The sequence below is a fragment of the Martinezella rhizogenes genome, assembly GCF_027460065.1.
Classification (GTDB): Bacteria; Pseudomonadota; Alphaproteobacteria; order Rhizobiales; family Rhizobiaceae; genus Agrobacterium; species Agrobacterium rhizogenes_C.
In genome coordinates this window covers 81220-103420 of the sequence record NZ_JAPYZZ010000007.1, presented here as the reverse complement: position 1 = coordinate 103420, position 22201 = coordinate 81220, and the positions used below count along the sequence as shown (strand labels likewise).

The following is a 22201-nucleotide window of genomic DNA, read 5'->3' as shown; positions in this document are numbered from 1 at the left end:
AGTGAGGCTTGGGCTGAGCGCAAGAAAAACCCGTCTTGTCAGCGGGGTGGCCATCGCGCAATTATCAGGTCGATAACGTCTTTCTCCGAGGATTTCATGACCATCATGCCTGCTGCCGAACCCGTGGATGCCGCCGAGCGCCGTGCCATCCGTCCCGTCGTTGTTTATCCGAACGGCACGCTTGAAGTACCGGACCTTGCGCGTCTGGAACAGGCAAAAAACGGCATGGAGAAGATCGATGAAGTCATCGTGCCCCCGCGCGACGGCCGCACCTTCACTGTCCCCAAAGGGCATTTTTTCCGCATCGTCAGCATGGAAGGGCCGCAGGTCGGAGATTTGAACCTCTGGAATGCTCATGATCTGAACGAGCGCTTTTTCAGCGGCAAGACGCGCGCGCTGCATGCCACCCATGTTTCCGTCGGCAACCGGTTGTGGAGTAACCTGCCATCACTTCGGCCGATGGCGACCATCACCCATGATACGCTGTCATGGTATGGCTTCGACGGGGATGGCGGCGGTGTGCATGATGTGATCGGCACCCGTTGCGATCCCTATACCAACAAGCTCTTGAGCGGCGGGGACTACCACCATTGCTGCCATTCGAACCTGACGAACGCTCTCGCTTCCGCCAAAGGCCTGTCATTCCGCGAGGCCGAGCCGCATGTGCATGATGTGTTGAATGTCTTCATGTGCACCGGCTTCACCCGCGATACACACCAGTACTTCATGAAGGCAAGCCCGGTGCGGCCCGGCGACTATCTGGAATTTTTCGCGGAAATCGACCTCATCGGCGCGCTTTCCGCGTGCCCCGGCGGCGACTGCAGCGCCACGCATTCAAGCGACACGGCGGCCTGTTATCCGCTGAAGGTGGAAATATTCCGGCCGGATATGGCGGTGCTTGAGGGCTGGCCGTGGCCGGAACGGAATGCCTACCGTCCTGGGGAGCGATAGGTCGGAAAACCTCTCCTCCGTCATGCTCGGCGTGTCCCGAGCATCTGCAACCGATTGATTTCACGATACGTGGTTAGATCCTCGGCACAAGGCCGAGGATGACGTTGCCTGTTTAGCCAGCGTTACGAAGCGAGCGCTGCCTTGATCTTCTCCGCATGAGCCTTCAGCACCTCGCCATCGGCCGTCACGCCGGAATGCGGCTTCAGCGGTTCGCCTTCCTTGCGCGGAATGACGTGGAAATGCAGGTGGAACACCGTCTGGCCGGCTGCCGGTTCGTTGAACTGGGCGATGAAGACGCCATCCGCATCGAACGCTTCCTTGGCGGCCACGGCGAGTTTCTGCACCACGGGAATGGTTTTCGCCAGCACTTCCGGGTCGGCATCGAGCAGGTTGCGCGAACCCGTTTTCGGAACGACGAGCAGATGGCCGGGGGCCTGCGGCATCACATCCATGAAGGCCAGCGTATGCTCATCTTCGTAAAGCTTGTGGCTGGGAATTTCGCCTCGCAGGATTTTCGCGAAGATATTGTTGTCGTCATAGGCGCTGGTCATCGGTGATCTCCTCATCGCGGACTATGCGTCCGGTTCGTGTTCCTGTCTCTCGCCCTTGCGGAAGGGCGTGTGTTCGTCAAGATAATCGCCGATATGCTCGACTTCTTCGCGTTCGCGCTGAAGATAATCGGCAATGGCGCGGCGCAGGCCCGGATGGGCGATGAAATGCGCCGAATGGGTCGTGACCGGCACATAACCACGCGCCAGCTTGTGTTCACCCTGGGCACCGGCTTCGACCCGTTTCAATCCCTTTGCCAGCGCGAAATCGATCGCCTGATGGTAACAGACCTCGAAATGCAGGAAGGGATGGTCCTCGATGCAGCCCCAGTGGCGGCCATAAAGCGCATCCGAACCGATAAAGTTGATCGCCCCGGCAATGTAGCGCCCCTCGCGTTTCGCCATCACCAGCAGCACATCATCAGCCATGCGTTCGCCGATCAGCGAATAAAACTTGCGCGTCAGATAGGGCCGGCCCCATTTGCGACTGCCGGTATCCATGTAGAAGGCGAAGAACTGATCCCAGATATCCTCGGTCAGATCGCTTCCGGTCAGCCAGTCGATTTCGATGCCATGTTCCAGCGCCGCGCGGCGTTCCTTTTTCAGCCCCTTGCGTTTGCGCGAGGAAAGGGCTTCGAGAAAATCATCGTGGTCACGATAGCCGTCATTGATGAAGTGAAACTGCTGGTCGGTCCGATGCAGGAAATCGCGCGGGAGCAGGGCGGACAGATCATCCTCTTCCAGAAACGTGACATGCGCGGAGGAAACACCGATCTTTTCGGTCACCTGCGCCAGGCCGGAGGCCAGAAGCGGCTTGAAGCGCTTGGCGTCCACGGTTTCGGAGATGAGCAGCCTCGGCCCGGTCGCAGGCGTGAAGGGAACCGAACATTGCAGCTTTGGATAATAATGGCCGCCGGCCCGTTCAAAAGCGTCCGCCCAGCCGTGGTCGAAGACATATTCGCCCTGACTGTGGTTCTTCAGATAGGCCGGCACGGCGCCGACGAGCGTTCCCACGGCATCTTCCAGCAGCATGTGATGTCCAAGCCAGCCGGTCTTTGCCGTCGCCGAGCCGGAATCTTCCATGGAGGATAAAAATGCATGGGAAATAAAGGGGTTGTAATATTTTTCTAACGTGTCGCGTGAAACTCCGGAAAGCTGGTTCCAGCTTTCCGGAGCGATATCCGTGAAGGATTGCGCAACGCGTATGGAATAATCGTCTGTCATGCCGTGGCGGATGGGTTCTCTCTCGGGTCGAAACCTTCGAATGTCATCTGGTCCGCATATTTATAGGTAGTCGCGCGCGCATTTTCATCCCTTACCGTCCAGGTAATCACTGGAAGCCCGAGTTTTCTTTGCGCCTCGATGAAGCTGTTGGGCAGATGACCCCAATGATAGGAGATGAAATCGAGTCCCAGCTGCATCGCTTCGTCATGCCTAAAGAAGTCTTCCGGCTTGTCGCCTTCCGCCGTCAGCCCGAGCGGCCAGGGTGAGCCTGCGGCCTTCAGGTCCTTCAGCAGATGATGATCGAAGCTCATCAGCGCCACATGGCCCTTGTAGCCCTCGAGGTCTTCCAGCACCGCCTCGGCAAAACCATCGTCGACGCCTTCGCCTTCACGGCCTTTCAGCTCGATGACGAGCGGCACCTTGCCGGCGCAGAGTGTCAGAAGCTGCTTGAGGGTGGGGACGCGGTCCTTGGTCTGTCCAACGGAGAGCATCGCCAGTTCCGCCGACGTGCGTTCACGCACATCACCCTTGATGCCGGCCAGCCTTTCCAGATCGTGGTCATGGAAAACCACCGGCACGCTGTCGGCGGCCAGCTGCACGTCGCATTCGATGGCGAAACCGGCCTCAATGGCGCGGGAAAAGGCGGAAATCGTGTTTTCCCAGACCGCCTTGTTGAGATCATGATAACCGCGATGGGCGACGGGTTGCGCCGTCAGCCAGGAAAGCTTGAGCGTCATACGTCGATTTCCACGATGGCGTCGATTTCGACTGACGCATTGAAGGGCAGGCAGGCCATGCCGACGGCGGCACGGGCATGTCTGCCGGGTTCACCGAGAACAGTGGCAATAAGATTGGAAGCGCCGTTGATGACGAGATGCTGCTCCACGAACTCCGGAACGGAGGCAACGAAGCCGTTCAGCTTGACGACGCGGCGGATTTTCGAGAGGTCGCCATTCAATGCGGCCTTGACCTGTGCGAGAATGTTGACGGCGCATAATTCGGCCGCGCGCTGGGCGCTTGCAACGTCGACATCGCGGCCAACAAGGCCCGTCACCGCAATCTTGCCCGATTCCATCGGCAGTTGACCTGATACATAGAGAAGATTGCCGCTGATGGTGAACGGAACGTAGTTTGCGGCTGGTGCTGCCGCGACTGGAAGCGTAAAGCCAAGTTCCTTGAGGCGGCCTTCGATGACGTCAGACATTTTCGTCTCCGGTTTTGTTGTAAATCCTTCAAGAATCCGGCATTCAGAAGATGTTGATCCAAAAGCCGGGCGGTTGCTTGTACAATATGAGCAGCGAGTCCAACAGGAGATATTGCATGTTTGTCAGGACGCTTGGCTTCGTTGCCGCAACAGGGCTTATGACCGGCCTGTCAAACGCTGCCAATGCCTTGCCCATCGCGGTTCCTGATCTCGTCGCCCATCGCGCCGTCTACGATCTCGAACTTAAAGATGCGTCGGACCGCTCCGGCATCGAGGGCATGACCGGCCGCATGGTTTATGAATTCACCGGCTCGGCCTGTCAGGGTTACAAGACGGATTTCCGTTTCGTGACGCAGATCAACACCGGCGATGCGGTTCGCATGACCGACCAGCAGACCAAGACCTTCGAGGACCTGGCTGCCAAGAAATTCACCTTCGAAACCAAGTCCTACACCGACGACAAGCTGGACAAGGAAGTGCAGGGGGCTGCAATTGACGGCACCGATGGCGTGAAGGTTGATCTGACCCGGCCGGATGCCCGTCAAGTCAGTCTCGTCGCCAGCGAATTCCCGACGCAGCACATGTTCCAGGTCATCGAGCATGCGAAACAGGGAAAACGCATCTTCGAATCGCGCATTTTCGATGGTTCGGATGACGGTGATGAAAGCCTGATCACGTCCACGCTTGTCGGCAAGTCGCAGATGCCGAAGGATGGAGATGCCGACGCCGGCAAGGCTGGCGAATTCGCCAAGGCCGCTTTCTGGCCGGTGACCATCGCTTATTACAACGACAAGACCGGCACCGACGCCCTTCCGATCTACCGCATGTCGTTCAAGCTTTACGAAAACGGAATCACCCGCGATCTGACGATGGATTACGGCGATTTCGTTCTGACGGGGAAGCTTGCGAAACTTGATATTCTCAAGCCCGAAACCTGCGAAAGCAAGCCAGTCCGCTGAAACGCGGCTATTTGAGCGATTTTTTCGCATAAATGCTTGCATTTTCATGCAGGCGACTGTATGCGGCTCACCATTCCACACGCGAAGCTTGGGATGTTCCGGGAGAAATCCGGTCCGTTCCGCCCGGTGGTATCGATGAAAATCGGTGCTGTTCGCTTCGCGGGGGTTAAACCGGAAAAGGAGTAACAAGGCATGGCATTGCCCGATTTTTCTATGCGCCAGCTTCTCGAAGCTGGTGTTCACTTTGGCCACCAGACGCACCGCTGGAACCCGAAGATGAAGCCGTACATCTTCGGCGACCGTAACAACATCCACATCATCGATCTGGCCCAGACCGTTCCGATGCTGTCGCGCGCCCTTCAGGTCGTGTCCGACACCGTTGCCCGTGGCGGCCGCGTTCTGTTCGTTGGCACCAAGCGCCAGGCGTCGGAAATCATCGCCGACAGCGCAAAGCGTTCGGCCCAGTATTACGTCAACTCCCGCTGGCTCGGCGGCATGATGACCAACTGGAAGACCATCTCGAACTCTATCCAGCGTCTGCGCAAGGTTGACGAAATCCTGAACTCGGAAGCTTCCGGCTACTCCAAGAAGGAACGCCTGAACCTTGAGCGCGAGCGCGAAAAGCTTGAAAAGGCTCTCGGCGGTATCCGCGATATGGGCGGCGTTCCGGACCTGATGTTCATCATCGACACCAACAAGGAAAAGATCGCGATCGAAGAAGCCAAGCGTCTTGGCATTCCGGTCGTTGCGATCATTGACTCGAACTGCGACCCGGATCACATCGACTACCCGATCCCCGGTAACGACGACGCATCGCGCGCCATTTCGCTTTATTGCGACCTGATCGCCCGCGCTGCCATCGACGGTATCGCACGTCAGCAGGGCGCTTCCGGCCGCGACATCGGCGCTGCCGAAGAAGCTCCGATCGAGCCCGCGCTCGAAGACGAGGCTGGCGCCTGATTTAGGCCCTGTCTGGCGGCGATTTCTTGATCGCCGTCTCCTCGACCAGGATATGACAAGGCCGTCAAAGACCTTCAATGGGTTGACGGCCTTGTTCGTTTCTAACCGCTCCGCCATGTGTTTTTTTAAAACCGAAGGCGTTCGATGTGGTTGGAACGGCAGGCAGTCTTCATAACGCTGTCACACTAGAGCGGCACCCATCATTTCGATGTATGGCGACGCCGCAGCACTTGGGAATGCGCATGCCCATCCCGGAACCTCCGGGTTTCAAAGGGTGTGCGGCCGGGTACAGTCATCACCCAGAACTTCGGCACGGCAAATTCCGCCGGCTGACCGATCGAACCGATAAGAGGCAAACAATGACCGAAATCACAGCCGCAATGGTGAAGGAACTGCGCGAGAAGTCTGGCGCAGGCATGATGGACTGCAAGAAGGCTCTTGCTGAAACCAATGGCGACATGGAAGCGGCAATCGACTGGCTGCGCGCCAAGGGCATCGCAAAGGCCGACAAGAAGTCCGGCCGCACGGCTGCCGAAGGTCTGATCGGCGTTGCCACCATGGGTCACAAGGCTGTTGTTGTCGAGCTCAACTCTGAAACCGACTTCGTTGCCCGTAACGACGCGTTCCAGGACCTCATCCGCGGTATCGCCCAGGTTGCCCTCACCACCGACGGCACCGTTGAGGCTGTTTCCGCCGCCAACTACCCGGCGACCGGCAAGAACGTTTCCGACAGCATCAAGGACGCCATCGCCACGATCGGTGAAAACATGACGCTGCGCCGCTCGGCTGCACTCGAAGTGCCGCACGGTGTTGTTGCGACCTACGTCCACAACGCTGCCGGCGACGGCATCGGCAAGCTCGGCGTTCTCGTTGCCCTGAAGTCGGAAGGCGACAAGGCCGTTCTGAACTCCATCGGCCGTCAGGTTGCCATGCACATCGCTGCAACCAACCCGCTCGCCATCCGCGCTGAAGAAGTTGACGCTGCTGTTGCGGAACGCGAACGCAACGTCTTCATCGAACAGGCTCGCGAATCCGGCAAGCCGGAAGCCATCATCGAAAAGATGGTTGATGGCCGCATGCGCAAGTTCTTCGAAGAAGTCGCCCTTCTGTCGCAGGCTTTCGTCATCAACCCCGACATCACTGTCGGCGACGCCGTTAAGGCAGCCGAAAAGGAAGCCGGCGCTGCCATCGAAGTGACGGGCATGGTTCGTCTGCTGCTCGGCGAAGGCGTCGAGAAGGAAGAAAGCGATTTCGCAGCAGAAGTCGCCGCAGTCGCCAAGGGCTGATTATATTTACCCAATCTTGGGAAAACGGGAGGGCATCGCGTGACAACGCGGTGCCCTTCGTGTATCCGCGTTTCGGTTACATTTCCGAGGAGTCATGATGTCTTCCAAGCCGATCTACAAACGTGTTCTTCTCAAGGCTTCCGGTGAAGCCCTCATGGGCGATCAGGGTTTCGGTATCGATGTGGCGGTGGCCGACCGTATCGCCTCCGATATAGCCGAGGCCAGGGCAATGGGCGTCGAGGTCGGCGTCGTCGTCGGCGGCGGCAATATTTTCCGCGGCGTGGCTGTGGCATCCAAGGGTGGGGACCGGGTCACCGGCGACCATATGGGCATGCTGGCAACGGTCATCAACGCGCTGGCGCTCGCAACCTCCCTGCGCAAGCTCAGCATCGACACCGTCGTTCTCTCCGCAATCGCGATGCCTGAAATCTGTGAAAGCTTCTCGCAGCGCGCTGCACTTCATCATCTGGCCCAGGGTCGCGTGGTGATTTTTGCCGGCGGCACGGGCAACCCGTTCTTCACCACCGATTCCGCTGCAGCGCTTCGTGCCGCCGAAATGGGCGCCGAGGCGATCTTCAAGGGTACCCAGGTGGATGGCATCTATTCCGCCGATCCGAAGAAGGATCCGACAGCCACCCGTTTCGACGAACTGACGCACAGCGAAGTGCTCGGCAAGGGGCTGGCAGTCATGGATATCGCCGCTGTTGCCCTCGCTCGCGAAAACCACATTCCGATCATCGTTTTCTCGATCCATGAGAAGGGCGGTTTCGCGCAGATATTGACCGGCGGTGGTCGCAAGACCATCGTGCACGACAAATAATCAAAAAACGACGTCGCCTCCGGGGCGGATTCCGGCCGGCTTGGCCGATAGAGATGGAGTATCAAGATGAGTGGTATTGACCTCAACGATATCAAGCGCCGCATGGATGGTGCCATCAATGCATTCAAGAGCGATATCGCATCGCTGCGCACCGGCCGGGCTTCGGCCAATATTCTCGACCCGGTGACCATCGATGCCTATGGCTCGCGTGTTCCGCTCAACCAGGTTGCGAACATCACCGTTCCGGAGCCGCGCATGCTCGGCGTCAACATCTGGGACAAGTCGATGGTCAATGCTGTCGACCGCGCGATACGCGAATCCAATCTCGGCCTCAATCCGATCGTGGACGGCCAGAACCTCAGAATTCCGCTGCCTGAACTCAACGAAGAGCGCCGCAAATCGCTCGTCAAGGTGGCCCACGAATATTCCGAAAAAGCAAAAGTGGCGATTCGCCATGTGCGCCGAGACGGTATGGATGGTCTGAAAAAAGCCGAAAAAGACGGCGATATCGGTCAGGACGAAAGCCGTGGACAGTCGGAAAAGGTGCAGAAAATGACCGACGACACGATTTCGGAAATTGACCGCTTGCTTGCCGAGAAGGAAAAGGAAATCATGCAGGTCTGATATCGCTCGCGATAGACCTGTATTTTATTCGTTTTAATTCCGCGCTGCCTGTTACTGGATCGATATGCCGACGACGACACGTTCCTCCATACCCGAGCACGTCGCCATCATCATGGATGGCAATGGCCGCTGGGCAAAGCAGCGCGGACTTCCACGCGTGATGGGGCATCGCCGTGGGGTTGAGGCCGTGCGCGAGACTGTGCGTGCGGCAGGCGACTGCGGTATCAGCTATCTCACGCTGTTTGCTTTCTCCTCCGAAAACTGGCGCAGACCGGAATCCGAGGTGAGCGATCTGATGGGCCTTCTGAAGGCCTTCATCCGTCGCGACCTTGCGGAACTGCATCGCGAAAATGTCCGCGTGCGGATCATCGGCGACCGGCAGGGGCTGAAGACCGATATACGCTCTCTCCTCGAAGAGGCGGAGCAGATGACGGTTGGTAATACCAAGCTGACGCTGGTGATCGCCTTTAATTACGGCAGTCGTGACGAGATTGCCCGCGCGACAGCGTCAATCGCCCGTGATGTTGCGGAAGGCCGGCTCAGCGCTGACGCCATTACGCCTGACACGATTTCGGCGAGGCTCGATACATCAGGGATGCCGGATCCGGATCTCATCATCCGCACCAGCGGCGAGGAACGCCTGTCGAACTTCCTGCTCTGGCAGGCAGCCTATTCCGAATTCCTGTTCGTGCCCGAATATTGGCCCGACTTCGACCGTCAGCGGTTCTTCTCCGCAATCGAGCAATATGCAACGCGTGACCGCCGCTTCGGTGCTCTGGCCGAGCAGGTTGCCGTGGCAGGCGCCTGATGAGCCGTGAACTCAGACTGCGGATCGTGTCCGCAATCGTCATGGCCGCGGTCATTCTGGCCGCGACTTGGTATGGCGGCATTCTGTTCCGCATCGTTGCGGGTCTTCTGGCGATCCTCATCTATTATGAGTGGTCGACGATTACCCGGATGTCGGAGACCAACTCGACCGGCAATGCCTGGGGCTGGTTTGCGGTTGCCGTCATCGCCGGCAATACGATCTTCGGCGAATCCTCGCTCGATCTGCCACTTTTATCCGGCTTCACGCTGACTGCGGCGCTGTTTCCGGTTTTGCGCGGCAAGAACTGGTGGCTGGTGGGCGGCATTTTTTATGCGGGCCTGAGCGGCATATCGCTGGCGGCTATCCGCGGTGACGAACTGGCCGGCTTTGCTTCCATCCTGTTTATTTTCGCCGTCGTCTGGTCGACGGATATCCTGGCTTATTTCGTTGGACGCGCCATTGGCGGGCCGAAACTTGCGCCTTCTATTTCGCCCGGCAAGACCTGGTCCGGTGCCATTGGTGGCGCGGTGGCGGCGGTGATCGGCGGCGCTGCGGTCTCCATGGCCTATCACGGCAGGATCAGCCTGCTGGTGCTGGGGCTCGCGCTTGTACTTTCAGTGTTCAGCCAGATCGGCGACCTCTTCGAATCCTTCGTGAAACGCCGTTTCCAGGTCAAGGATTCCAGCCATCTCATTCCGGGCCATGGCGGCTTCATGGACCGTGTTGACGGTCTTGTTTTCGCCTGCTTTACGGTATTCCTCATAGCTTTCGTGCATGCGGCGGCAACCGGAGACGTGCCCGGGTCGGGCGGCGGTCTGTTGCCGGGTTTCTAGGCGGCGCGAAAGGTCACGACATAAAAGGCAGATTGTCATGAACACAATAATGGCGGCGACGGGCTTTCTGACCGGCTATATCGTGCCCTTTATCCTGGTGCTTTCCCTGCTCGTTTTCGTTCATGAGATGGGGCATTACCTTGTCGGTCGCTGGTGCGGCATCCGCTCCACCGCTTTCTCCATCGGCTTTGGCCCGGAGCTGATCGGTTTCACCGACAAGCGCGGCACGCGATGGAAGATTTCCGCAATTCCGCTTGGTGGCTACGTCAAGTTCTTCGGCGACGAAGATGCGGCGAGCAAGCCGGATAGTTCCGGCCTGTCGCATATGTCGCTGGAGGAGAGGGCGCAGACGCTTTCCGGCGCAAAGCTGTGGAAAAGGGCGGCCACGGTTGCCGCCGGTCCGATCGCCAATTTCATTCTCGCAATTCTCATTTTTGCGGTGCTTTTCGGCATCTACGGCCGGATGATCGCTGATCCTGTCGTGGCGGAGGTGCGTGAAAACAGCGCCGCCGCTACCGCCGGCGTAAAGCCCGGCGACCGGCTGGTTGCGATCGATGGCGAAAAAGTGATGACCTTCGAGGATGTCCGCCGTTATGTCGGCATCCGGCCGGGCACGCCGATTACGGTAACCGTCGAAAGGGCAGGCGAGGAGCTTAAGCTGCCGATGGTTCCGACCCGTACCGAAACCACGGATCAGTTCGGCAACAAGCTGGAAATGGGCATCATCGGCATCGTCACCGACCAGACCAGCGGCAATTTCCGTCATATCGAATATTCGCCGTCCGAGGCGGTGGTTGAGGGCGTGCGCGAAACCGGCCACGTCATCACCGGCACTTTCAACTATATCGGCAATCTCGTAACCGGCCGCATGAATGCCGATCAGCTGGGTGGCCCGGTGCGTGTGGCGCAGGCATCCGGCCAGATGGCGACGCTCGGCATTTCCGCCGTTATCCAGCTCGCCGCCGTTCTCTCCGTCTCGATCGGCCTTCTCAACCTTATGCCCGTCCCGGTGCTGGACGGTGGCCATCTGGTATTCTATGCCATCGAGGCCATCCGTGGCAGGCCGCTTGGCGCAGGCGCGCAGGAAGTCGCGTTCCGTATCGGGATGATGATGATTTTGGGTCTTATGGTTTTTGCAACATGGAATGATATCAGCAGCTTGATCGGCTGAGGATTGTGTTTTAACGGTTTTGTTAGTTGTTTGTTTACCGTGTTTTTATGCCGAAGTGGCGAATGAGCCACTCTGGAGCACGAAGTAAACAGAATTTAACGTTCACGCTTGCTTGTAGGGGAAAAGCAGGTAAAACGACGCACATGGCCGGAGTCGGGTTCCGCCCGCTGAGGGACAACGTAAAAAGGTAAGAATTGAAATGAAGGCTGGTTCAAGATTTTTGAACGCTGTGTCGGCGGTTGCTCTGTCTGCCGGTGTTTCTTCGGTTGCGGGCCTTGGCGTGCTTGCCTCTGCTGGCGTTGCAAATGCAGCCGTCATCAGCAAGATTGATGTTCGCGGGGCTGAACGGTCCGGTGCGGACTCCGTGCGCTCCAACATCACCATTGCGCCGGGTAAGAACTTTTCCAATTCCGATATCGATGAATCGGTGAAGCGTCTTTACGCCACCGGTTACTTCTCGAATGTCTCCATGCGCGTTTCCGGCAGCACGCTGGTCGTGACGGTCAATGAGAACCAGCTTGTCAACCAGGTTGTCTTCAACGGTAACCGCAAGATCAAGGACGACAAGCTCGCTGGCATCGTGCAGACCCAGCCGATGGGCCCCTTCAACCAGGCAATCGTGACGGCGGATATTGCCCGCCTTAAGGAAGCCTATGCCGCCATCGGTCGCAGCGACGTGGAAATCACCACGCAGACCGTTTCCGTTGGCCAGGGCCGTGTGAACATTGCTTTCGTCATCAACGAAGGCGAGCGCACGAAGATCGGTCGCATCGATTTCGTCGGCAACAATTCCTACAGCGACGGTCGTCTGGCCGCTGTCATCAATACCAAGAAGTCCAACATGCTGTCGTTCCTGACGCGTAAGGACGTTTATAACGAGGACAAGCTGCGCGCCGACGAAGAGTCGCTGCGCCAGTTCTATTACAATCGCGGTTACGCCGACTTCCGGGTCGTGGGTTCCGAGGCTGTGCTTGACGAATCCAAGAACGAATACAACATCACCATCACGGTTGATGAAGGTCAGCGTTACAACTTCGGCGGCGTCGCGGTCGAATCGACCGTTCCCGGCGTCGACGGTTCTGAACTGCAGGGCCTGGTGGAAACCCGCCAGGGTGCAAGCTACAGCGCCAAGGAAGTCCAGCAGAGCATGGAAGCGATTTCCAAGCGCGTTGCCGGTGAAGGTTATCCCTTCGCCCGTGTTACGCCGCGCGGCGACCGCGACATGGCTGGCAACACCATCGGCGTGACCTATATCGTCGATCAGGGCGAGCGCGCTTACGTCGAGCGTATCGAAATCCGTGGCAACACCCGTACGCGTGATTACGTCATCCGTCGTGAATTCGATATTTCCGAAGGCGATGCGTTCAACCAGACGATCATCACCGCTGCAAAGCGCCGCCTCGAAGCTCTCGGTTATTTCTCCAAGGTCAATATCTCGACCGCCGGCGGCAGTGCGCCTGACCGCGTCGTGATCGTGGTTGACGTTGAAGATCAGTCGACGGGTTCGTTCGGTATCGGCGCGGGTTACTCGCAGAACGACGGCGTGCTGCTCGAGGCATCTGTCGAAGAAAAGAACTTCCTTGGTCGCGGTCAGTACATCCGTGTTGCAGCCGGTGCGGGTGAAGACGATGCGCGTACCTACTCGCTGTCCTTCACCGAGCCCTATTTCCTCGGCTACCGTCTGGCTGCAGGTTTCGACCTGTTCAAGAACCAGAGCAAGAGCGAAGACTACTACAACTACGACGAACAGGGCTTCGCGCTGCGCGTAACGGCGCCGATCACCGAAAACCTGTCGACGACGTTCAAGTACACCTATAAGCAGATCAACTACGACGGTAAGGGTGATTGGCAGAGCAATTCCAATCTTGCCGAACCTTATCAGGCTCTGATCAAGGGTGGTGACTGGACCCAGTCCATCCTTTCGAACACGCTGAACTACAACACGCTCGATGATCGCAACATGCCGCGTGAAGGCTGGCAGGCTGCGTTGACGAACGAATTTGCAGGTCTCGGCGGCGATTCCGAATACTACAAGATTTATGCCAAGGCACGGTATTACTACACGCTGTCCGACGAATACGACATCATCGGTTCGCTCACGGGTCAGGCGGGTCATGTCATGCCGACAGGCGACAATTTGCTCGTTTTCGATCAGTTCAAGTTCGGCGGCCGACAGGTTCGCGGCTTCAAGAACGATGGTATCGGCCCGCGCATCGGTTCGGACTCCATCGGGGGTACAACCTACTTCGCAGCGTCTGCGGAAGTCACGGCTCCGATGCCTGGTATTCCTGAGGACTTCGGCCTTCGTCTTGCCGGCTTCGTCGATGCCGGTACGATGTATGGCAACAAGGTCTCTACGTCGCAGACCGTCAAGGATGACAACTCCATCCGTGCATCCGCGGGTATCGGCGTGATGTGGGCTTCGCCCTTCGGTCCGATCCGTGTCGACTACGCCGTGCCGATTGCCAAGGAAGACTACGACGAGGAACAGCGTTTCCGGTTTGGCATGTCCAACACTTTCTGATATCGGCAGTCCAGAACTGCAACTTTGAACGTTCTGGAGTTTCCGGCTGATGGAATACAACGCATTTTTTCCGCCCCACGAGGGACTGCGATTGAAAGATATCGCAGACCGTTTTGGGGCGGAACTGTCTGATGACGCGGCAGGCGAGCGGATTATCAGGTCCGTTGCACCGGTCTACCGGGCAAAACCGGATCAGCTCTGTTACATTCTCTCGCGAAAGAGCGGCGAGGAGCTACTGACGTGCGAGGCCGGTGCTGTCATTTGTGACGCGGCCCTGAAGAACCTGATTCCCTCACACATTCCCGCATTGATATCGAAGACCCCGCACACGCTGTTTGCGCAGGTTGGCGCTTTGCTACATCCTTCCGCCATGCGGCCCTCGCTTGTTGCTACGATGGGAGCGGAAATTTCCCCGGCAGCCTATGTCGATCCGTCGGCAAAGCTGGAGGCGGGTGTCATAGTGGAACCGCTGGCCGTGATCGGCGCCCGTGTTCATATCGGTGCGGGCACGCGCATTGGCCCTGGTGTCGTTATCGGCTCCGATGTCCAGATCGGCCGCGATTGCTCGATTGCCGGTGGAGCGAGCATTCTGGCGGCGCTGCTTGGCAATAATGTCATCATCCACAACGGCGCACGCATCGGCCAGGATGGTTTCGGTTATGCGCCGGGTCCGCGCGGCATGCTGAAAATCGTGCAGATCGGCCGGGTCATCATTCAGGACAATGTGGAGGTCGGCGCCAATACGACGATCGATCGCGGCACGATGGATGACACCGTTATTGGTGAAGGCACCAAGATCGACAATCAGGTGCAGATCGGTCACAACGTTCGCATCGGCCGTCATTGCGGCATCGTCAGTGGGGTCGGTATTGCCGGCAGTACCCGCATTGGTGATGGTGTGATGATTGGCGGCGCGACGGGCATCAATGGTCATATCACCATTGGCGACGGTGTGCAGATCGCCGCGATGAGCGGTGTGGTTTCCGATGTTCCGGCTGGCGCCCGTTACGGCGGAATACCGGCGCGTCCGATGAAGCATTTCCTGCGCGATATGGCCGATATTCTGGCGCGCGTCGATGAGCGTGATAAAAAAACAGGAGAGAAAAACAATGGCTGACGAAACGAAGGCGACGCTTGGCACGGCCGACATCCTGGAAGTTATGAAACTTCTGCCGCATCGTTACCCGTTCCTGCTGATCGACAAGATCATCGAGATCGATGGTAATAATTCAGCGATCGGCATCAAGAATGTGACGGTTAACGAGCCGCATTTCACTGGCCATTTCCCTGATCGCCCGATCATGCCGGGCGTTCTGATCGTTGAAGCCATGGCACAGACGGCAGGTGCGATATGCGCTCGCAGCCAGGGCGAAGGCGGTCATCTGGTCTACTTCATGACCATTGACAATGCGCGTTTCCGCAAGCCTGTGGTACCCGGTGACCGTCTCGAAATCCATGTCACCAAGCAGCGTCAGCGCGGCAATGTGTTTAAGTTCCACTGCGAAGCGAAGGTGGACGGCGCGCTTGTGGCGGAAGCTGATGTCGGTGCTATGATGATCCCCGAGGATCAGCAATGAGCACGATCGCGGCGTCGGCCAGAATTCACCCGACGGCCGTCATAGAAGACGGTGCGGTTGTCGGTGAGAACGTCGTCATCGGTGCGCTCAGCTATGTCGGTGCGAAAGTCACGTTGCATGATGAGGTCCGGCTGCATAACCATGCCGTAGTGTCCGGCTTGACGACGATCGGCCGCGGATCGATCATTCATTCCATGGCGGTCATCGGCGGCACGCCGCAGGCGGTTCGCCACGATGGTTCGGAAACGACGCTCGAAATCGGTGAACGCTGCATCATGCGCGAAGGCGTGACGATGAATGCCGGAAGTTCCGATGGCGGCGGTAAGACTATTGTCGGCGATGATAATCTCTTCCTGGCCAATTCGCATGTTGCGCATGATTGCCAGCTCGGTAGCCACATCATCCTGTCAAACAATGTGATGCTGGCTGGCCATGTCACCATAGAGGACCGCGCTATTCTGGGCGGTGGTTGCGCCGTGCACCAGTTCACCCGCATCGGCCGTCAGGCTTTCATCGGCGGACTGTCGGCGGTCAATTACGACGTCATTCCCTATGGCATGCTGAACGGCAATCCCGGTATTCTCGGTGGCCTGAATGTCGTCGGTATGACGCGTGCCGGCATCGAGCGCGCGGATATCCACAAGGTCAGGCGCGTGTACAAGGCGATTTTCGAGGCCGAAGGCACGATCCGCGGCAACGCGGCGGCTATCGAGCGTGACGACTATCTGGATTGCCCGCAGGCGCTCGAAATCATCGATTTCATCGGTGCGGGCAGCGACCGCGCAATTTCGTCGCCTAACCGGGGCAAGTGAGCCGTGGCAGGCGGTAGGCGTCTCGCCATCGTGGCCGGCAGCGGCCAGTTGCCGCTTTATGTGGCAGCCGCCGCCCGGGAGATGGGCGAAAACCCCTTCATCGTGCGCTTGCGCGATGATTCCCGTTTCGACTGGAGCGGTTTCGACAATGCCGTCATCAGTGTCGGGGATGTCGCGGGTCTTGGCCGTCTACTGAGAGAAAACCAGGTAGACCGTGTCGTCTTGTCCGGCGCCGTCGCACGGCGGCCGGAATGGCGGGAAATCCGTCCCACTGCGGGCATCCTGCTCAAGTTGCCTTCCATCGTCAAAACGCTGCTCTCTGGCGGTGATGACGCCGTTCTGCAGATGGTGATCCAGATCATCAGTACGCTCGGCGCAAAAGTCATCGGCGCGCATGAAATTGCGCCCGGCCTTCTGGCAACCACGGGGTCTTTTGGGGGGCAAAAACCTGCCGAAGAGGATTTTAAGGATATTCGCAAGGCGGCTGAGGCGGCACTTGCGCTCGGCAAGCTCGATGTCGGGCAGGGGGCGGTCTCCGTCGGTGGCCGCATCGTGGCGCTGGAAGGTGTCGAGGGTACGGATGCCATGCTGGCGCGTGTCGCCGCTCTGCGTGGTGAAGGGCGCATATCGCCCCGCCGTAAAGGCGTGCTAGTCAAGCTCTGCAAGCCCCAGCAGGATATACGCGCCGATCTGCCGACCATCGGCATCGAGACCGTGGAAAATGCGAAAAGAGCCGGGCTGGCGGGCATTGCCGTCGAAGCCGGGCGGGCGCTGGTGCTCGATCGTGACGCGATGTTGAAAGCAGCCGACGAGGCGGGCATATTCGTTTGCGGCATCGATACGTCACTGGGTGGCGACATGGTGGGCGGAGACATGATCGGATGACGGCGGCATTAAAAGTGGCGGTAATCGCTGGCGAAGTATCCGGCGATCTCTTAGGCGCGGATCTGATCCGATCGCTCAAAGCCCGATATGCAGGTTCTGTCGAACTGGTAGGCGTTGGCGGCGAAGCGCTGAAGGCGCAGGGACTTAAGTCTCTGTTCGACTATTCCGAACTCTCCATCATGGGCTTCACGCAGGTTTTCAAGAAGCTGCCGAAACTCATTGCGCGGATCAACCAGACCGCCGCGGCCATCGTGGCCGCAAAGCCGGACATTCTGCTGATCATCGACAGCCCGGACTTCACCCATCGCGTCGCGAAAAAAGTCCGCAAGCAATTGCCGCAGCTGCCGGTTGTCAATTATGTCTGCCCGAGCGTGTGGGCGTGGAAGGAGTATCGCGCCACGGCGATGTTGTCCTATGTCGACCACGTTCTGGCCCTGCTGCCTTTCGAGCCCGAGGCCATGCGGCGTCTTGGCGGCCCGCCGACTACATTCGTCGGCCACCGGCTCAGTGTCGATCCCGAAGTGCTCGCGGTGCGGCAGAAGCGAGCAGAGCGGCCTCTTCCGGAGCAAGGCCATCCGAAGACCATCCTTCTGCTGCCGGGCTCGCGCTCCACTGAGACGACACGGTTGATGGAGCCGTTTCAGGAAGCGGCGAAGGCCTTCGTGCAGCGCAACGGCCCCACCCGGTTCCTGCTTCCCACCGTACCACGGCAGGAACATCGCATTCGCGAAATGGCAGCGGCGTGGCCGGACAATATCCGGCCCGAGATCGGCATCGACTCTGCCTTCAAGTGGAACGCCTTTGCTAAGGCCGATGCGGCCATTGCCGCTTCCGGCACCGTCATTCTCGAACTGGCGCTTGCCGGCGTGCCGACCATCTCGGTCTATAAGACCGACTGGATTTTCACCATGCTGAGCAAGCGGGTGAAGACCTGGACGGGCGCTTTGCCGAATCTGATTGCCGATTACGCCATCATACCGGAATATTTCAACGAGGTGGTGCGATCAGGCTCGATGCTGCGCTGGGCCGAGCGCCTGTCTTCCGATACCACCGAACGGCGGGCGATGCTGGAAGGTTACGCGCTGGTGCAGCAGCGTCTGCATACGGAAATCCCTCCCGGCGAAACCGGCGCAGCCATTCTTCTCGATGTCCTGAAGACCAAAAATAGCCGCTCAGCCTGATCATATTTGTCCTGTCCGAGCGGCGTAATCGCGGTTCGCGGACAGGTAACGCTCAGTTCCACCTGCCGCCGATCAAGGCAGGCGAGGGCTCTGTTTTAGCGCATTTGATTGTTAGGGCGGCAAGCAACTGATCATCAGGCGGCCGAGAACCGCTAAATTTTCGTCTGGCACGGCTCTTGCTTTCAATCTTGTATGCAAGATAGCCATACATCCGAAAGCGCCCAGAGCGCGGTAGAAGACGCCATCATCTCAGGTATTCTTTCCGCGCGCATCCGTCCGGGAACCCGGCTCAGCGAGAACCAGCTCGCCAGCCTTTTCAGCGTGTCGCGGACGCGCATTCGCGAGGCGATGATGCGGCTTGAGACGCGCGGCATCGTCACTGTCAGCCCACGTCGCGGCTGGTTCGTGGTGGAGCCTTCCGCTGAAGAATCCATCAAGGTCTATGAGGCGCGCCGCATCATCGAATATGGGCTTCTGCGCAATCTTTCCACTGTGAGCGCGCAAGGCATTGCCATGCTTGCCGATCATCTCGATGAGGAGAAGGCGGCGATTGCCAAAGGTGATCGACAGCGCCTGACCTGCCTGATGGGTGATTTTCACATCCGCATCGCCGAAATCGCCGGAAACGACATCATCGTCGAAGCGCTGCGTGACCTGACGGCCAGAACCATCCTCATCTCCATGCTCTATCAGTCCGATTTCCATGCACAACAATCGCATGACGGACATTGCCGCATCTTCGAGGCGATCAAAGCGGCCGATTTCCATGCTGCCGCCGAACTCGCCATCCGCCATCTCGACGAAGTCGAAACTGGTCTCGATCTCACCCGCAGACCGGACCCGCTTTATGAGCTTCGCAACTCCCTTTCATTGCAGCCCCTTTTCTCAAGCCCCAAGGAGTAGTCTCCCATGTTGTCCAGACGTTCATTGCTCGCCATCGCCGCTGTTTCCGCAACGCTTGGTTTCTCGCCCGCAGCCTTTGCCGATGCGCTTAGCGATATTTCCTCGCGCGGTACGATCCGTGTTGCGGTCCCGCAGGATTTCCCGCCCTTCGGCAGCGTCGGCACGGATATGGCGCCGCAGGGTTACGATATCGACGTTGCCAATCTCATCGGCGAGAAGCTTGGCGTGAAGGTCGAGCTGGTGCCGGTCACCAGCGCCAACCGCGTTCCCTATCTGCAGACCAACAAGGTCGATCTCGTCATCTCGAGCCTCGGCAAGAACCCGGACCGTGAAAAGGTCATCGACTTCTCCACCGCCTATGCGCCGTTCTTCAACGGCGTCTTTGCACCGGACTCGGTTACTGTCACCAAGGCGGAAGATCTCTCGGGCAAGACCATCGGCGTCACCCGTGGCGCTGTCGAGGATCTGGAACTGACCAAGGTCGCTCCGGCCGACACCACCATCAAGCGTTATGAGGACAATAACGGCACCATCTCTGCGTTCCTCGCCGGCCAGGTGGAAGCCGTGGCCACGGGCAATGTCGTGGCCGCCGCCATTCTGGCCAAGAACCCGCCGAAGCGCCCCGAGCTGAAATTCCTGATCAAGAATTCCCCCTGCTATATCGGCCTGAACAAGGAACAGCCGGCGCTGCTGGAAAAGGTCAACGCCATCATCGCGACTGCAAAGACCGATGGTTCGCTGAACACGATCGCGCAGAAGTGGCTGAAAACCGACCTTCCGAAGGATCTCTGACCAACCCGGCAAATCCATGCGCCGGTCCTGTCTGATCCCCGCCCGGCGCATGGTTTGTCCTCCCCGAAAGGAAATATCGGGTGAAATACACATTCGATTTTGGATGGCTTGTCGATTATTACCCGCAGATCGCCAAGGGCATTGCCATCACGCTGGAATTGATTGCCATCGGCGGCATTCTTGGCATAGCTCTCGGCATATTCTGCGCCTGGGTGCGCGCGCTCGGGCCCAAATGGCTGCGGCCGCCGGTCGCGACCTATGTGGAGCTCATTCGCAATACGCCATTTCTCATACAATTGTTTTTTATCTTCTTCGGCCTGCCGTCGCTTGGCCTGCAACTGTCGGAACTGAGCGCGGCCAACATTGCCATGGTGGTCAATCTCGGTGCTTATAGCTGCGAGATCATCCGCGCCGGCATTCAGGCGACGCCCAAGGGGCAATTTGAGGCGGGGGCAAGCCTTGCCATGACTCGTTTCGAGACCTTCCGGCATGTGGTGCTGGTTCCCTCCCTGCAACGCATCTGGCCAGCGCTTTCGTCGCAGGTGGTGATCGTCATGCTCGGCTCGTCTGTCGTATCGCAGATCGCCGCCGAGGACCTGACCTTCGCGGCCAATTTCATCCAGTCGCGCACCTTCCGCGCCTTCGAAGCCTACATGGTCTCCACCGTCATCTATCTTGTGCTGGCCATTCTGTTGAGGCAGGTGCTTGTCATGGGCGGCAACCTCATCTTTCCGCGCAGGAGTGTCCGATGATCGAATTCTCCACCTGGGATATTCTCAGAAACCTGCTGCTTGCGACGCGCTGGACCGTTCTGCTGTCGCTCGTTTCCTTTGCCGGCGGCGGTCTCGTGGCGCTGCTTCTGCTGTTCATGCGCATTTCCCGAAAAAAATCGATGCGGGTTTTCGCGCGCTATTATGTAGAGCTTTTTCAGGGAACGCCGCTTTTGATGCAGCTTTTCATCGCCTTTTTCGGCCTCGGCCTCGTCGGCATCGATGTGCCGGCCTGGCTGGCGGCGGGCCTGACGCTGATCCTGTGGGCGGCTGCATTTCTCACCGAAATCTGGCGCGGCTGCGTCGAATCTGTCGCGAAGGGCCAATGGGAGGCATCGGCAAGCCTTGCCATGGGCCGCCTGCAACAGATGCGCTACGTCATCCTGCCGCAGGCCATGCGGGTGGCCATTCCGCCAACCGTCGGTTTCTTCGTGCAGGTCATCAAGGGAACGGCGGTAACCTCGATCATCGGCTTCGTGGAACTGTCCAAGGCCGGCACGGTCGTCACCAACGCCACCTTCCAGCCCTTCACCGTTTATGGCCTCGTCGCCCTCATCTATTTCGCGCTGTGCTGGCCTCTGTCGAAGAGCAGCCAGATCCTCGAAAGGAAGCTCAATGTCGCTCATCGAAATCACTGAAGTCCGTAAAAGCTATGGCAGCAACGAGGTTCTGAAAGGCATCAACCTCGATGTGGAGCCCGGCGAGGTCATCGCCATCATCGGCAAGAGCGGATCGGGAAAATCGACCCTGCTTCGCTGCATCAACGGGCTGGAGACGATTTCGGCCGGTTCCATATCAGTCGCCGGCGCGCAGCTTCTCGACGATGATCTGCATCTGAAAGCTTTGCGGCTGAAGGTCGGCATGATCTTCCAGCAGTTCAACCTCTTTCCGCACCAGACCGTCGGCGGCAACGTCATGCTGTCTCAGACGGTGGTGAAGAAGACACCGAAACCGGAAGCGGAAGCCGTTGCCCGCAAGATGCTGGAGCGGGTCGGGCTAGCGCATAAGTTCGATGCCTATCCCGATGAATTGTCCGGTGGCCAGCAGCAGCGCGTCGCCATTGCCCGCGCGCTCGCCATGCAGCCTATCGCGATCCTCTGCGACGAGATCACCTCGGCGCTCGATCCCGAGTTGGTTTCTGAAGTGCTGGCGGTGGTGCGTGAACTTGCCGGCGAAGGCATGACGCTGCTGATGGTAACGCATGAAATGAAATTTGCCCGCGACGTCTGCTCCCGCGTCGTTTTCATGCATGAGGGCAGGGTGCATGAAATCGGCCCGCCTGAGGAGGTGTTCTCCAATCCCGTCACGCCAGAACTGAAGCAGTTTCTCGGCGTTGCTGCGCGCCACTGAGAAATATCCCGGAGACGCC

24 protein-coding genes are annotated in these 22201 nt (G+C 58.6%); 20 read left to right on the top strand and 4 right to left on the bottom strand.

Annotated elements, in window-relative coordinates; translation table 11 throughout:
- Positions 1-96: 96 nt before the first annotated feature.
- Positions 97-951: an urea carboxylase-associated family protein gene (locus O8B93_RS12845; protein WP_269710393.1), complete on the top strand. Its 855-nt coding sequence runs from the start codon at positions 97-99 to the stop codon at positions 949-951.
- Between the two features lie 122 nt (positions 952-1073).
- On the opposite strand, the gene O8B93_RS12840 is transcribed toward O8B93_RS12845, so the two are convergent.
- From O8B93_RS12840 to O8B93_RS12825, 4 genes are read right to left on the bottom strand one after another with little or no spacing between them, the layout of a single operon-like run.
- Positions 1074-1502: an HIT family protein gene (locus O8B93_RS12840; RefSeq protein WP_269710392.1), complete on the bottom strand. Its 429-nt coding sequence runs from the start codon at positions 1500-1502 to the stop codon at positions 1074-1076.
- Between the two features lie 21 nt (positions 1503-1523).
- Positions 1524-2723, bottom strand: coding sequence for a GNAT family N-acetyltransferase (locus O8B93_RS12835; protein ID WP_269710391.1), 1200 nt, complete (start codon positions 2721-2723; stop codon positions 1524-1526).
- Positions 2720-3460: a glycerophosphodiester phosphodiesterase gene (locus O8B93_RS12830; RefSeq protein ID WP_269710390.1), complete on the bottom strand. Its 741-nt coding sequence runs from the start codon at positions 3458-3460 to the stop codon at positions 2720-2722. The genes O8B93_RS12835 and O8B93_RS12830 overlap by 4 nt, the downstream gene beginning before the upstream one ends.
- Complete coding sequence (locus tag O8B93_RS12825) at positions 3457-3927, bottom strand: RidA family protein (protein ID WP_269710389.1); 471 nt, start codon at positions 3925-3927, stop codon at positions 3457-3459. Before O8B93_RS12825 ends, O8B93_RS12830 begins: the two co-directional genes overlap by 4 nt.
- Before the next feature lie 116 nt (positions 3928-4043).
- Between O8B93_RS12825 and O8B93_RS12820 the strand changes: the two genes are divergently transcribed.
- The 19 genes from O8B93_RS12820 (at position 4044) to O8B93_RS12730 (ending at position 22182) form a co-directional block, all read left to right on the top strand.
- On the top strand, positions 4044-4886 hold the full coding sequence (locus O8B93_RS12820; RefSeq protein ID WP_269710388.1) for a cell envelope integrity EipB family protein: 843 nt from the start codon (positions 4044-4046) through the stop codon (positions 4884-4886).
- Positions 4887-5078: 192 nt separating this feature from the next.
- Positions 5079-5846 carry a 30S ribosomal protein S2 gene (rpsB, locus tag O8B93_RS12815; protein ID WP_269710387.1) on the top strand — a complete coding sequence of 256 codons (768 nt, stop codon included), beginning with the start codon at positions 5079-5081 and terminating at the stop codon, positions 5844-5846.
- A 359-nt stretch (positions 5847-6205) separates the two neighbouring features.
- Entirely contained in the window at positions 6206-7132 is a 927-nt protein-coding gene (gene tsf, locus O8B93_RS12810; protein WP_269710386.1) for a translation elongation factor Ts, read from the top strand.
- Positions 7133-7229: 97 nt separating this feature from the next.
- Positions 7230-7952, top strand: a complete 723-nt coding sequence (gene pyrH, locus O8B93_RS12805; RefSeq protein ID WP_003502561.1) for a UMP kinase — start codon at positions 7230-7232, stop codon at positions 7950-7952.
- Between the two features lie 66 nt (positions 7953-8018).
- Complete coding sequence (gene frr, locus O8B93_RS12800; protein ID WP_006312543.1) at positions 8019-8576, top strand: ribosome recycling factor; 558 nt, start codon at positions 8019-8021, stop codon at positions 8574-8576.
- Between the two features lie 64 nt (positions 8577-8640).
- Entirely contained in the window at positions 8641-9384 is a 744-nt protein-coding gene (locus tag O8B93_RS12795; protein WP_269710385.1) for an isoprenyl transferase, read from the top strand.
- The gene (locus tag O8B93_RS12790; protein WP_174008323.1) at positions 9384-10217 is read left to right on the top strand and encodes a phosphatidate cytidylyltransferase; all 834 of its coding nucleotides are present in this window, start codon (positions 9384-9386) and stop codon (positions 10215-10217) included. Before O8B93_RS12795 ends, O8B93_RS12790 begins: the two co-directional genes overlap by 1 nt.
- A 49-nt stretch (positions 10218-10266) precedes the next feature.
- A complete protein-coding gene (gene rseP / locus O8B93_RS12785; RefSeq protein ID WP_269710649.1) occupies positions 10267-11388 on the top strand; it encodes an RIP metalloprotease RseP in 1122 nt (373 codons plus the stop codon).
- A 199-nt stretch (positions 11389-11587) separates the two neighbouring features.
- Positions 11588-13912 carry an outer membrane protein assembly factor BamA gene (gene bamA, locus O8B93_RS12780; RefSeq protein ID WP_269710384.1) on the top strand — a complete coding sequence of 775 codons (2325 nt, stop codon included), beginning with the start codon at positions 11588-11590 and terminating at the stop codon, positions 13910-13912.
- Between the two features lie 49 nt (positions 13913-13961).
- Positions 13962-15029: a UDP-3-O-(3-hydroxymyristoyl)glucosamine N-acyltransferase gene (gene lpxD, locus O8B93_RS12775; RefSeq protein ID WP_269710383.1), complete on the top strand. Its 1068-nt coding sequence runs from the start codon at positions 13962-13964 to the stop codon at positions 15027-15029.
- A complete protein-coding gene (gene fabZ, locus O8B93_RS12770) occupies positions 15022-15489 on the top strand; it encodes a 3-hydroxyacyl-ACP dehydratase FabZ (RefSeq protein WP_080809102.1) in 468 nt (155 codons plus the stop codon). Before lpxD ends, fabZ begins: the two co-directional genes overlap by 8 nt.
- Positions 15486-16301: an acyl-ACP--UDP-N-acetylglucosamine O-acyltransferase gene (gene lpxA, locus O8B93_RS12765; protein ID WP_269710382.1), complete on the top strand. Its 816-nt coding sequence runs from the start codon at positions 15486-15488 to the stop codon at positions 16299-16301. Before fabZ ends, lpxA begins: the two co-directional genes overlap by 4 nt.
- Before the next feature lie 3 nt (positions 16302-16304).
- Entirely contained in the window at positions 16305-17186 is an 882-nt protein-coding gene (locus O8B93_RS12760) for an LpxI family protein (RefSeq protein WP_269710381.1), read from the top strand.
- A complete protein-coding gene (gene lpxB / locus O8B93_RS12755) occupies positions 17183-18367 on the top strand; it encodes a lipid-A-disaccharide synthase (protein WP_269710380.1) in 1185 nt (394 codons plus the stop codon). The genes O8B93_RS12760 and lpxB overlap by 4 nt, the downstream gene beginning before the upstream one ends.
- 192 nt (positions 18368-18559) lie before the next feature.
- A complete protein-coding gene (locus tag O8B93_RS12750) occupies positions 18560-19270 on the top strand; it encodes a GntR family transcriptional regulator (protein ID WP_269710379.1) in 711 nt (236 codons plus the stop codon).
- A 6-nt stretch (positions 19271-19276) separates the two neighbouring features.
- Positions 19277-20062 carry a transporter substrate-binding domain-containing protein gene (locus O8B93_RS12745; protein ID WP_269710378.1) on the top strand — a complete coding sequence of 262 codons (786 nt, stop codon included), beginning with the start codon at positions 19277-19279 and terminating at the stop codon, positions 20060-20062.
- Positions 20063-20142: 80 nt separating this feature from the next.
- Positions 20143-20814 carry an amino acid ABC transporter permease gene (locus O8B93_RS12740; protein ID WP_269710377.1) on the top strand — a complete coding sequence of 224 codons (672 nt, stop codon included), beginning with the start codon at positions 20143-20145 and terminating at the stop codon, positions 20812-20814.
- Positions 20811-21470, top strand: coding sequence for an amino acid ABC transporter permease (locus tag O8B93_RS12735; protein WP_010971583.1), 660 nt, complete (start codon positions 20811-20813; stop codon positions 21468-21470). Before O8B93_RS12740 ends, O8B93_RS12735 begins: the two co-directional genes overlap by 4 nt.
- Entirely contained in the window at positions 21448-22182 is a 735-nt protein-coding gene (locus O8B93_RS12730; protein ID WP_269710376.1) for an amino acid ABC transporter ATP-binding protein, read from the top strand. The genes O8B93_RS12735 and O8B93_RS12730 overlap by 23 nt, the downstream gene beginning before the upstream one ends.
- Positions 22183-22201 lie beyond the last annotated feature (19 nt).